Genomic DNA, 12,553 nt, shown 5'->3' with positions numbered 1-12,553 from the left:
TTCTTCTAACTTTTTATGACACCCCAGTGAAATTCCCATCTTCAATTGTAGAGTCATTATCTTGTTTTAGTTCGTGCTCATCAGGCAAATGTATTTGACGTAACACTTCCATTCCATCAAATAATAGCCATTCTTCTGAGATTTTCTCATTGCGAATTTTATAGTGGCTAATTCCAGCAATATCTATGGCTTTTCCACTAGGACTACCAAAGTAACCCGATCCCTCATGTATTCCTTGAATTCTCCAACGGACCGCCACATCCCAGTCATTGTCAGATCCTCGTTTATTGCAAGTTACGCGTTCAAGAATCACTTTCCCATTCGGCACAGAAGCAAAGAGGCTAATAAACATCCCTTGAATTTCACTTATGCCAATGACATCTTTATTACAGACATAATGAACAACTGCATTTTCCTCATAATACTCTCTGACAAAATTAAACGAGCGTCGAGCCCAAATTCGATTAAATACAAGCTGCATAAACTCACCTATTTCAAACTCATCAGAAGATGGAGTAAAGATTTTGGGAGGGAGTCCAGTTTCGGCTGTCTCACTTAAACCGAATTGAATAGAAGGAGCGAGTTTTTGTGTACTTTTCGCAATCTTCTTCGCAATGTCGACCGGATCCAATCCCAATTGTTCCACCAGATGATACGTATCCATTACCAGCCATTCTTCATAAATTTTATTATTTAAAATCATACAATCAGCGCTTGTTCTAAACACCACTTTCCTCCCGGTAGCCGGACCATACAAACTATTATCTCCGAGATGTGTAGCAACAGAACGTCCTCGATGGGATGTGAAAAAGCCTGTTTCATCATTTCCAGACCAGATTACACTCCATCCCAACCCTTTCCGATCGGGAAAAGTATGCAACGTTTGTAGCGTACCTGAAATGACTTCGTTAACTCCGTGGCTATTAACCAACCCTTTATGAACAGAAATACTGGTACTATATGTATCGTAAATAAGTCCGATGTCTTTTTCTTTCCAAATCTGACGTGTGATTTTCACAATATAATCAACGATATTGTTGTATTCAGGGTTAAAACCATTCATCCTTTGTTTCTTTTGATTTGTTTCCTCTATATTAGTGTAGTCATAATCATCTTTTGTATCGATCATATTCACGTCATCAGCATCAGCATAAAAAATAAAGTTTGGTGAATTCGTTAGGGTATGAGTTGCCTTTGTTGGCTCTTTCTTTTTTTCTCGTGTAGTTAATTCAGCTGAATCTGTCTTTGTTTCTAACATAATAACCATCCTTTTCGTATAGAGTAATTATTTTTTGGAAATTCCGCCTGACAATAAATGTGTAACATTAAAAAACTAATAAAAATTTACTGTCTTATTGCATGTCACTACAATGCATAAGATTAGTAGATTCCTACTTAAGGAAAGCGCATTCAATTTTTTGAATGCGGATTCAAAATGTGAAAAAACAATTAATTTTTGAAGAAAGAAAACCATAATGAATACTTATTCCCTACAGCTACTATCTTAATTGTAAGATAATATTGTGTCAATAAAAAATATTCTAATAATTTTATTTTTATCTAATCTCATTATAAACAATTAAATTTTATTAATTGTCTATTGTATCTCCTTGTAAAAAATAATAGATTTATAATACTTTGTTTAGAGATTAACTAGAATAGGGTCGTAACTACAAGTTCAGTAAGACTTAAAGGTAATATAATAATAGCAGTAAATTCCCTGTGGTATTAAAAAGATAGATATAACGCACGATATAATTACGGAATGATTAATAAGATTTCGGATATATGATTTAAAGTAAGCGAATGGCAAAAAGTCGCTCAGGCTAGATTAATTGATTAGATGATTGAGTTGACCATACGTGTGCTCTTTTGGGGGTTAATTTTTCGAAAATTTGAAATTATATCTTTACTATTTTTTTTTATTATGTATAATCTAGTTAAGTGAATGCGTTTTCATGATTATATAACAAGAAATGAAATGGAAGTGTTAGATATAAAAATAAATTTAATAGAAAAAAATCTAATTATTTGAATTTACTTATCAATACAATATATCATTTTGTGTGAAAATTTTTAAAACGAAATTTTGAATGCGCATTCAAAAAAGTATCTAGAATTGTTTATTAGAAGGTTCTTTGCAAACAGTCAGAGATTATTTATGATCTTCAACATATGAGATATAAAAATCTTGAGGACTTTTCCACCATGAATTTTAACAAATGTAAATTAACTAAACGACATTCAGTTACTGCGTCTTCGTTAATTTAGCTAATTTTTGAAAGGGGAGGAGTTCAAATAGTGAATTTAGAAACGCTGTTTTCACTAAAACAAAAAGTCATTGTTATAACAGGTGCAAGTAAAGGAATTGGAAAGTCTTTATCAATCTTTTTGGCAAAACAAGGTTCTCATATCGTACTAATAGGAAGAAATAAAGAGGATTTAGTGCAGGTACAAGAGGAAATTCGACAAATGACAAATGGACAACAAAAAGTAATGTCCATATCACTTGATCTAACAGAATTTGAAGAGATTCCAAATGCGGTAAACACAATTATTGAAGAAATGGGTACGATTGATGTTTTAATCAACAATGCTGGTGTAAACATTCCTAAAAAAGCAGAAGACACTACACTAGAGGATTGGGACGCTGTATTAGATATTAATTTGAAAAGTGTCTTTTTTCTTAGCCAAAACGTAGGCAATTATATGAAGAGGGAGGAAAAGGGAAAAATCATCAATATGTCATCTCAGATGGCGTTCGTTGGTTATTATCGGCGTAGTGCCTACTGTGCCAGTAAAGGTGGCTTAACACAGCTTACAAAAGCTCTTGCGGTTGAATGGGCACAGAATAATGTTTTAGTAAATGCAGTAGCACCTACTTTTATTGAAACTTCTTTTACAGAAAAAATGTTTCAGGATAAGGCGTTTAAACAAGAGGTATTATCTCGTATTCCATTAGGACGTTTAGCAAAAGAGGAAGATTTATTTGGGGCAATCATCTATCTTGCGTCCGATGCATCTAATATGGTTACGGGTCAAACTATCGTAGTCGATGGGGGTTGGACAGTTTGGTAAAACATCAAAAAAATATCTTTTATTTTAAATGCGCAATCAAAAAGAAATGGAGAGGAAAATTATGATAGAAACCATTAGTTCATTAAGTACACAAACAATTGTTTCTCACGATTTTAGAATACCTAAAAACCTTCGGTTTGGTGTTGGGGCTTTTGCTGAGCTGCCAAAGGTATTGGAAAATCTCCAAGCGAAAAAAGTAGCAATTATCAGTGACAAAGGATTAAAAAAAGCAGGTTTAGTCTCTCAAACCATCCAGTTATGCCGAACGCTTCCAGTTGGAACAACCTCTTTTTCTGATCTTGCAGGAGAGCCTACTTTTACTTTATTAGAACACGTTTATAAACGAATTAGAAAGGAGAATTGTGATACCGTTATCGGAATAGGTGGAGGAAGTGCCTTAGATGTAGCCAAAACAGTGGCTGCATTGTTGGATAAAGATGAGATTCACCCTTTTTTAAGTGGACAAAAAACTATTGAATCCCGGACACACTCTCTTATCCTAATTCCAACCACATCTGGTACAGGGTCAGAAGTCACGATGAATGCCATTTTTGGAGATGAAGAGCAACAATTAAAACGCGGGCTTATTAGTACTACATTTTTACCGGATCTTGCGATTATTGATCCCCTTTTAACTGTATCATGTCCAAAACGTGTAACAGCGGCTTCAGGTGTGGATGCCTTTACACATGCAATTGAATCATATGTAGCGGTAAGAGCCACACCTTTAACAAAAATGTATGCTGAAAAAGCCATGAAGTTATTTCCGCTTTCCATCACTCGTGCAGTACATTTCGGTTCCGATGTAGAAGCAAGAACAAATATGAGCTGGGTTAGTGTGTTAGCAGGGGTATCTCTCGCAAATGCCGGAGTTGGTGCTGTGCATGCATTAGCGTATCCTCTTGGGGGAAAATATCATATCGAACATGGTGTGGCAAATGCTCTTCTTATGCCGTATGTCTTTGCGTTAACAGGGGCTGCATGCACGAAAGAAATGGTAGAAGTGGCTTCTTTCTTAAAGCTCGGAGACTATGAGAATCGACCACATGATGCACAAAATGCGGTTGTTCAATACTTATTTAGCCTATTAGGGAAATTAAATCTTCCAACTACATTAAAAGAGCTCGGAGTGGAAGAAGGCTCTCTACCAGAAATGGCAAAACAAGTGATGGCCATCCATCGTTTGTTGTCAAACACGCCATACAGTTTACGTGAGGAAGAGGTATTATCCATTTATCAAAATGCTTATCAGGGTGTACTGGAAAAATAAAGAGAAGCTAGCTGAGCAGGTAGTTTGCAGAAAATTTTATTTCGATTGGACACTGTGTGTTTTTGCGATAAGTTTATTGTTTGTTATCAGTATCTTAACATTTAATACTTTTATTTTAGCTTATAAATTAAGCTTAGGCATACAATCCTCTACCAATAGGTGCATTATTGGAGGAGAAGAACTTATATCTCTATTTATTTATCCATTGAAATTAAATTATGTTTTAAAGTCATAACATAAAAGATATGGATAAGTATTAATAATCGATATATATTTCAAAGTATTTATTAAATTTAATTTACAAAACTAATTTGAATCCGCATTCAAAAATAGGAGGAAGAAACATGAAAGCATTAGAAATTAGTGAAAAGATGAAAAAACGTATTATTCGCAAAGAAGATTTAGTAGCCGATAAAACAGCATTTATCGATGCTCGCACTCCTGGGTCTGACAAAAAGGAAAACTATACAATTATTGGTCCCGGTGTATCAGAAAGTAGCAATCGTTTTATTAACTTAAAAGAGGCACATGGATTTAATATTGGTGCAGCAGCAATGCCTAATGGTTGTATAAATTCTCTTCATTCACACGAGACTGCAGAAGTCTTCCTTGTTTCAAAGGGCACATGGTCCTTTGTATGGGGGGAAGATGGGAAAGAAGGAGAAGCTATTTTACATGAGGGAGATGTTATTTCACTACCTACTAACATGTTTCGTGGCTTTAAAAATGTTGGATCCGATGATGGATTTTTACTGTGTATCTTAGGAGAAGATAATCCTGGAAAAGTAATTTGGGCTCCTCGAGTATTAGAAGAGGCAAAAGGACATGGGTTAGTTTTATTAGAAGATGGACGTTTAATTGATACATTAGCAGGTATGGAAGTCCCTGTAGATGCAAAAGTAGTTGAATCAGCTTCGAAAGAAGTTCTACAAAAAATGCGTAAAGTAAGCTTAGAAGAGATGGAAGCAAGGGTTTTCCGTTTTAATGATCGTAAACCTGTTGAAAATGCTTATCTCGACTCAAATCTTCCAGGGGGAAAGAAAAAGAGCTATGGAATCATTGGAGATGGAATGGCAACAGCACGACCAGCACTTGTAAATAATCCTCATAGCTTCTCCCTTGAATTAATTGAAGCCGAACCAGGAAATGGATTTAAATTTCATAAGCAAGATGTTCCACAGGTATTAATGGTTCTTAGTGGGCAATGGAAAGTAGCATGGAAAAGTGAAGACGGAGAAGAAGGTGACGTAGTGTTAACCGAAAGGGATATTATGTCTGTTCCAACAAATGTATACAGAAGTATCAAATGTGTAGGAGAAGAAGATGGTTTCTTATATATTGTCAGTGGCGGAGATGAACGGGTGGTAGTAGAATGGTCTAAAGAAGTAGTAGACTCTCTCAAAGAATAGGTTCCGACTATTGTCTGAGGGCAGTTGAAAAGGCAGGTTAGATACTGCCTTTTCATCTACTACAATAAAGACAAGGAGTAATGTAAAAAAATGAGAGTTAGCGCTTATGATGTAGCTAAAAAAGCAGGGGTATCACAATCAACTGTATCGCGAGTACTAAATAATTATCCTTTTATCAAGGAAAAAACTCGAAAAAAAGTACTAGCAGCCATTGAAGAACTGGGTTTTACAAGGGATGAGATTGCAAGAGGGTTGGCACAAAAGAAAACAAATACAATTGGTCTTATTGTAGGGGATATTGAAAATCCATTTTTTGCTGAGTCTGTAGGTGTCATGATGAAACAAGCATCACAATTAGGATATGATGTCATAATCTGTAATACTAATCATCAAGACCATTTACTTGAAAAATCTATACAAACATTAATTGGAAAACGTGTAGACGGTATGATTATCGCATCAACTAATAAAAATAACCACAGGCTTGAAGAATTATATCAATCTAGATTTCCATTAGTCTTATATAATGCATCTTTAGAGGGAATGGATACAAACTATGTCATTGTAGACAATGAAAAAGGCGCTTATCAAGCTACAGAACATTTAATTAAACTGGGACATAGAAAGATTGCCTTTATTGCGGGGCCCGAAAGCGTTTATTCAATGGTTCAAAGGTTAAAGGGATACAAGCGAGCATTAGAAAGCTTTGATTTATTATATCAAGAAAACCTTGTTTATAAAGATGAGTATACCTATGAAAAAGTATTTAATTATACAATAAAGATTTTAGAATCTAAAAATCGACCAACTAGCTTTTTTGCTATTTCAGATCAAATGGCTCTCGCTGTGCTAGACGCAGTTAAGAGTCTTAACCTTGAAGTACCAGAAGATATATCTATTATCGGCTTTGATGACATAAATCTTGCATCAAATAGCCACATTGGTCTAACAACGATTGCTCAAAGTAAAGAGAAAATGGCTGATCTTGCTTTAAAAAATCTTATTAGCTTAATTCAAGATCCAGAGCAGCGTACCCCTATTCAAGTTGTGTTAGAACCAAAACTCATGGTGAGAAAAACTACTGGTCCTCTTACAAATTAATAGAGTAGGAGAAATTTGATGGATAAAATACCTTTAATTTTGCTCCCAGGCACATTATGCAATCAAAAGATGTGGGAATTTCAAATAAATGAACTACAAGATGTAAGTGATTGCAAAGTGATGAGTCTAAACGAGAATTCAATAGAGAAAATGGCTCAATCTGTGCTAAAGCAGGCACCTAGAAAGTTTGCTTTGGCTGGTTTTTCAATGGGAGGAAATGTAGCTATCGAAGTAATTAGACAAGCTCCTGAACGAGTTATTAAACTTGCCTTAATGAATACTAATCCCAATCCTCCCCGGCAAGATCAAATTCTTGGATGGGAAAAATTTATTAAAATGGCTAAGCAAGGGGATTTCTTAAAGATTACACCTATGTATTTGCTCCCGAATATGATTAAACCGGATCATTATGATAAAAAAGATATTACATCCCTAATTATTCAAATGGCAGATAATATAGGACAAAGTAATATGATTAACCAAATGACTGCTTTAATAGATCGACCGGATGGAAGAGAAGTATTGTCCAAAATCACTTGTCCAACAATGTTATTAACGGGTCGTTATGATGTACTTTGTAACGTAGATTTACATGAGAAAATGAAGAAACAGATCTTTAAATCAACACTCGTTGTTATTGAAAACAGTGGGCATATGACTACCTTAGAGCAGCCCAAGGAAGTTTCCCAAGTATTACGTCATTGGTTAAGTGACAGCTAAGTGAGCATTATATAATTTTTTACATTTTAAAAGTTTATAAAAAAATTAGGAATAGATAGCTATAAATTAAAGAGTTTTAAAAGGAGTATTTATAATGGGAAAATCATTGAAGGAAAAAATCCAAAGTCGAGAGAAAGTATCCGGTGTTTTTCTTGGAATTTATTCACCAGGACTTGTGGAGATGTTAGGTTATGCAGGATTTGATTTTATTGTAATTGATGATGAACATGGAGCCTTTAGTTATAGTGAACTTGAAAATATGATTCGTACTGCAGAACTGGTTAATCTAACGCCTATTGTTCGGGTATCTTATGATCCTTCTAGTATTCAAAAAGCACTCGACCGTGGGGCAAAAGGTATTCAAGTTCCAATGGTTAACACAAAAGAAGATGCTGTTCATGCTGTTAGAAGAGCAAAGTTTCCTCCTTTAGGGGAAAGAGGTGCGGCCTATTCCCATCGTGCAGCTAAATACGGTAATAATTCAGGAGGAGAATTTTTCGAATTATCTAATAGAGATATTTTAGTAGTTGCTCATATCGAAACACCTAAAGCTGTTGAAAATTTCGAGGAGATTATGAGTGTAGAGGGAATAGATATGGCTTTTCTAGGATCTACAGACTTATCAGTTAACATGGGATATTTAGATGGGGCTCATCACTTACCAGTACAAGAGGCAATCTCTCTTGTTTATCAGAAGGCTGAGAAATTAAACGTTCCAGTAGGAACAGTAGCAAGTAATCAAAAGGTGATGTGCCAAGAGTATGAAAAGGGAGCTGTTTATGTAGGTATAGTTGGAACATCCATGTTGGCTTCCACTTTTTCCTCTTTTGTTAAAACGGCAGAACCATACAAAAAAAAAACAGTGAAAGTAAACTAACCATATGTAAACGAAGTAACTCGATGATTCACACCTCTGATAAGAATTACGAACGTAATTGCTTACTATCATGTAAACACTGCACAAAAAATCATTCTTAAGATCTGCATTCTTCTAAACTAACAGTGATAACAGAATATTTATAATAAGAGATAGTTACCTAATAAAGGAGATTCATGTGAGGTTATTTGTTTTACTTTTAATTTCCTTAGTGTTTTATTGTATGACATACAGTAAACACTTTTTAAGTCAAGAGGTAGATAGAGTGAGAAACTCAAAAAAATTAGGAGTGAAGGGTTTATTATGTTAAATAAAACTCAAATCAAGAAAAAGAAGCTATTTATTAATGGAGAATGGATACAAGGAAAAGAATATAAAAGTATTATGTCCCCATATTCAGGAGAAATGATTGGTGAGGTTCCTGCTGCGACAAAAGAAGAAGTATTACAAGCAATTCAATCAGCATATGACGCAAGAATAAAAATGGCAAAATTGCCAGCATATGAGCGCTCCAATATTTTAGAGAAATTTGTCAAATTATTACAAGAAAGAAAAGAGGAAGCAGCATGTATTATTTCTCAGGAAGCAGCAAAACCTTTAGTATTTGCAAGGGCTGAAGTAGCTCGAAGTATTGAAACATACAAGTTTGCAGCAGAAGAAGCAAAACGAATCCACGGTGAAACTATTCCATTAGATGCAGCAGAAGGTGGGGTAAATCGTTTAGGTTATACCGTTCGGGAACCGATTGGTGTTATCGGTGCGATTACACCATTTAACTTTCCAATGAATCTAATGGCGCATAAAGTTGGACCAGCAATTGCAACAGGTAATACTATGGTATTAAAGCCGGCCACGCAAACCCCTTTTTCGGCTTTATTCATTGCTGAATTATTAGAAGAAGCAGGCCTTCCAAAAGGTGCGTTAAACATTATTACTGGAAGTGGAAGCTCAATTGGAGACCTTATAGTAAAAGATGAACGTATTAATATGATTACTTTTACTGGAAGCCCTAGTGTTGGAATTGCGATTAAAAATAAAGCTGGATTAAAGCGTGTGACATTGGAGCTTGGATCAAATTCAGCTGTTATCATTGATGACAATGTAAACATTGATAAAATTATTCCTCGGTGTGTCATGGGTGCATTTTCATTCCAAGGACAAGTATGTATTTCCTTACAACGTGTATATGTACATGAGAATGTTTATGATGAGTTTGTAGAAAAATTTGTCAAAGCGACAAAAAGACTGAGAATTGGAGACCCCTTAGATGAAAGTACAGATATTTCTGCTTTAATTTCTCCGAAAGATGTAGAACGCTCCCTTTCTTGGATTGAAGAGGCTAAAAAAGGAGGCTCCGCTGTTGCAACTGGCGGTACAACAGAAGAGAATATCTTACTGCCAACCGTTCTTCTAAATGTAGACAAAACGATGAAGGTATCTTGTCAGGAAGTGTTTGCTCCGATTGTCATAATCAATCGCATTAAAAACGTAAACGAAGCAATCGAACTAGTCAATGATTCTCGCTATGGTTTACAGGCGGGTATTTACACTTCAGATGTAAGTACAGCACTTCATGCTGCTGATGAACTGGAGGTAGGAGGCGTCATAATTAATGATGTTCCAACATTTCGTGTTGATCAAATGCCTTACGGGGGTGTAAAAGAAAGTGGGACTGGACGTGAGGGAATTAAATATGCAGTAGAAGAAATGACTGAAATGAAACTTGTCATATGGAATAAAAATTAGATCTAGTTTAGCATAGTATTTTAAATAAAATTATCTTTATTTAATTTAGAAATAACATGGGAAATATTTTATTTTTAGAATGCGCATTCAAAAATAAAATTAAACTTCTCCAACTTCAGATAATTTGGCTTACAAAGCTTAAAATAAAAATTAATCTCGGTGAAAGAGGATATAATTATGAAAAAGATTAATTCTATTTTAAAGAACAGCGCACCTTTCTTAGAACCAGTACCTATGATAGAGGGGGAGAAAAAGATGGTACCTACTGTGTCTGCAGAGAAGAAAGAAGATGAATTTCCTTTTGAAGAAATTACGATATCTGGCCTAACGAAGAGATATAAAAATGGAGATTACACAGTAGAAGAAGTCATTCAAGCATACTTGGACCGAATACATCAGTATGAAGAAAAATATAATGCATTTACTTTTCTGAATGAGGATGCATTGAAGCAGGCTCGGGAAATTGATCGTCTGCTTAAACAAGGGAATTCTGTTGGTAAGTTGGCTGGTGTCCCTATTGTTATTAAAGAAGCAATCGATGTCTCGGGTTTTCCCTCTACCTTTGGTTGGAAAGGCTTCAGTAAAGAAGCAGGAGGTATTGAAATTATACCGAAGACCGATGCGCCAGTTGTTCAATTGTTAAAAGAAGAAGGAGCCATCATTCTTGGGAAGACAAACATGCCTGCTTTTAGTGGATCTGGCACACGTGCAAATACAAGTTGGGATGGTAATACGTATAACGCTGTTAATCATGTATTTGCACCAGGTGGAAGTAGCTCAGGGACAGCCACGGCGGTGTCTGGAAATTTCTCTGTTGTCGGCATTGCAGAGGAAACAGGAGGATCCATTCAAAATCCGGCAGCTGCACAAGCCTTAGTCGGTTTAAAACCAACTTTCGGTCTCGTTCCAAATACAGGTACAACTCCTTTAGGTGGCAATACACGAGATGTACTTGGGCCACACGCACGTTCTGTGGAAGATGCAGCCATGATATTAGATATCATCGCGGGATATAATAAACAGGATCCGAAAACAAAGGGTGCGAATAGTTACATACCAGAGGGTGGATATACATCTTATCTAAACGCTTTCTCTCTTAAAGGTAAGCGTTTAGGACTTTATGGTTTTGGATGGCGTGACCAGAATCTATCTGAGGAGACTCAAGTATTATATGCTCGAGCTGTTAAGGAAATTGAACTACTAGGAGCAGAGGTTATCGTTGACCCATTTGCTGATTCAGGCTTTGCTGAATTGTCTAAAAAAACAGGTGATATAGGCTATGATGCTTTAGTGAGTGATTTTCAGTCTTACTTGAATAGGATGGATCTAGATGAAGACCAAGCAACTATTACAGAGTTATTCAAGCAAGTCGATGAAATCCCATGGGAAGCAGGTGGTCCCCTTTACTACTTTCAAAATAGAAGAGCCAATTTTGAAGAAGGATTAAAAGATCCGCATAAGATTCCCGATTTAAGTACCTTCAACAATACACGTAAAGAATATCTACAAATCATCCGTAATGTCATGGAACAGTATAATCTTGATGGATTTGCATATCCACAAATGTCTGAAGCTATTCCTACTCTTGAAGGAGAAAGAATACATGAAGCAACAACTGTTCCAGAAATCAACATCTGTGGTATGCCACTCATAACTGTACCTGCTGGTTACTATAAAAGTGGCTCACCATTTTCCTTGGCTTTTTTTGGTGACATGTGGAGTGAAGTTAAACTTCTTGGCATGGCATATAATTATGAACAAGCAACTCAATACCGCGTTGCCCCTGTATTAGAAAATAGCAGTAGGCTTACTGATTGTGTGTCGTGGAAAGGAAGATAAAGCATAAATCAAAGCGACAGGGTAAAAACCTGTCGTTTTTGGGCATTTGCTTTTTATATTTCTTTATTGTTCTAGCTTCTGATGCAAAAACTATTTATAACAAAACAACAATAAGTAATCCTATCATTTTTATAGAATGAATAGTCCACTAATTCTTTTATATAAATTAAATACCGATTCAATTTTATAGGCAAATATAAATAGCTTTAATTGCCTAAGATTTTTTAAAAATATTAAACTTAGCTTTTAGCTATATTCTAACAAGGAGCAATATAATAAATGCTTTCAATAAAAAAAATAAAATTGATATGTATATTATTCTTAATTTCATTAGGACTAGGATATTTAACATCAGTCATTCACAATATCAGGGACCGTCAATAATTTTGTGTAAATGGGAGTTTCCTTTTCTTATGAACGTTACCCACTAGTTTGCTTTAAACATCATTTGTAGTTCTGCGCGAGCTTGATCGAAACCAATATGACATCGTGTCGCAAAGCGCTGATTATACC

Annotated in this window: 9 protein-coding genes; 8 read left to right on the top strand and 1 reads right to left on the bottom strand. The window is 35.4% G+C overall.

The window, feature by feature from the left end:
- Positions 1-13: 13 nt before the first annotated feature.
- Positions 14-1,267: a nuclear transport factor 2 family protein gene (locus AC1D0Y_RS24660; RefSeq protein ID WP_477707989.1), complete on the bottom strand. Its 1,254-nt coding sequence runs from the start codon at positions 1,265-1,267 to the stop codon at positions 14-16.
- Between the two features lie 1,034 nt (positions 1,268-2,301).
- On the opposite strand from AC1D0Y_RS24660, the gene AC1D0Y_RS24655 reads away from it, so the two are divergent.
- The 8 genes from AC1D0Y_RS24655 (at position 2,302) to AC1D0Y_RS24620 (ending at position 12,040) form a co-directional block, all read left to right on the top strand.
- On the top strand, positions 2,302-3,078 hold the full coding sequence (locus AC1D0Y_RS24655; RefSeq protein ID WP_477707988.1) for an SDR family NAD(P)-dependent oxidoreductase: 777 nt from the start codon (positions 2,302-2,304) through the stop codon (positions 3,076-3,078).
- A 61-nt stretch (positions 3,079-3,139) separates the two neighbouring features.
- A complete protein-coding gene (locus AC1D0Y_RS24650; protein WP_477707987.1) occupies positions 3,140-4,348 on the top strand; it encodes an iron-containing alcohol dehydrogenase in 1,209 nt (402 codons plus the stop codon).
- Positions 4,349-4,692: 344 nt separating this feature from the next.
- On the top strand, positions 4,693-5,757 hold the full coding sequence (locus tag AC1D0Y_RS24645) for a cupin domain-containing protein (protein ID WP_477707986.1): 1,065 nt from the start codon (positions 4,693-4,695) through the stop codon (positions 5,755-5,757).
- A gap of 90 nt (positions 5,758-5,847) precedes the next feature.
- Complete coding sequence (locus AC1D0Y_RS24640; RefSeq protein ID WP_477707985.1) at positions 5,848-6,858, top strand: LacI family DNA-binding transcriptional regulator; 1,011 nt, start codon at positions 5,848-5,850, stop codon at positions 6,856-6,858.
- An 18-nt stretch (positions 6,859-6,876) separates the two neighbouring features.
- Positions 6,877-7,578, top strand: a complete 702-nt coding sequence (locus AC1D0Y_RS24635) for an alpha/beta fold hydrolase (RefSeq protein WP_477707984.1) — start codon at positions 6,877-6,879, stop codon at positions 7,576-7,578.
- A gap of 94 nt (positions 7,579-7,672) precedes the next feature.
- On the top strand, positions 7,673-8,455 hold the full coding sequence (locus tag AC1D0Y_RS24630; protein WP_477707983.1) for an HpcH/HpaI aldolase family protein: 783 nt from the start codon (positions 7,673-7,675) through the stop codon (positions 8,453-8,455).
- A 303-nt stretch (positions 8,456-8,758) separates the two neighbouring features.
- On the top strand, positions 8,759-10,201 hold the full coding sequence (locus AC1D0Y_RS24625) for an aldehyde dehydrogenase family protein (RefSeq protein WP_477707982.1): 1,443 nt from the start codon (positions 8,759-8,761) through the stop codon (positions 10,199-10,201).
- Between the two features lie 177 nt (positions 10,202-10,378).
- Complete coding sequence (locus AC1D0Y_RS24620) at positions 10,379-12,040, top strand: amidase (protein ID WP_477707981.1); 1,662 nt, start codon at positions 10,379-10,381, stop codon at positions 12,038-12,040.
- The last annotated feature ends 513 nt before the right edge of the window (positions 12,041-12,553 follow it).

The sequence above is a fragment of the Priestia sp. P1_B12_1 genome, from assembly GCF_056406695.1.
This window is presented reverse-complemented; position numbering and strand designations above follow the sequence as displayed.

Bases quoted from the DNA above. Each gene is read 5' to 3' on its own strand.
- AC1D0Y_RS24635 (WP_477707984.1), top strand. From the start codon at position 6,877: ATGGATAAAATACCTTTAATTTTGCTCCCAGGCACATTATGCAATCAA.
- AC1D0Y_RS24660 (WP_477707989.1), bottom strand. From the start codon at position 1,267: ATGGTTATTATGTTAGAAACAAAGACAGATTCAGCTGAATTAACTACA.
- AC1D0Y_RS24645 (WP_477707986.1), top strand. From the start codon at position 4,693: ATGAAAGCATTAGAAATTAGTGAAAAGATGAAAAAACGTATTATTCGC.
- AC1D0Y_RS24625 (WP_477707982.1), top strand. From the start codon at position 8,759: ATGTTAAATAAAACTCAAATCAAGAAAAAGAAGCTATTTATTAATGGA.
- AC1D0Y_RS24650 (WP_477707987.1), top strand. From the start codon at position 3,140: ATGATAGAAACCATTAGTTCATTAAGTACACAAACAATTGTTTCTCAC.
- AC1D0Y_RS24640 (WP_477707985.1), top strand. From the start codon at position 5,848: ATGAGAGTTAGCGCTTATGATGTAGCTAAAAAAGCAGGGGTATCACAA.
- AC1D0Y_RS24620 (WP_477707981.1), top strand. From the start codon at position 10,379: ATGAAAAAGATTAATTCTATTTTAAAGAACAGCGCACCTTTCTTAGAA.
- AC1D0Y_RS24630 (WP_477707983.1), top strand. From the start codon at position 7,673: ATGGGAAAATCATTGAAGGAAAAAATCCAAAGTCGAGAGAAAGTATCC.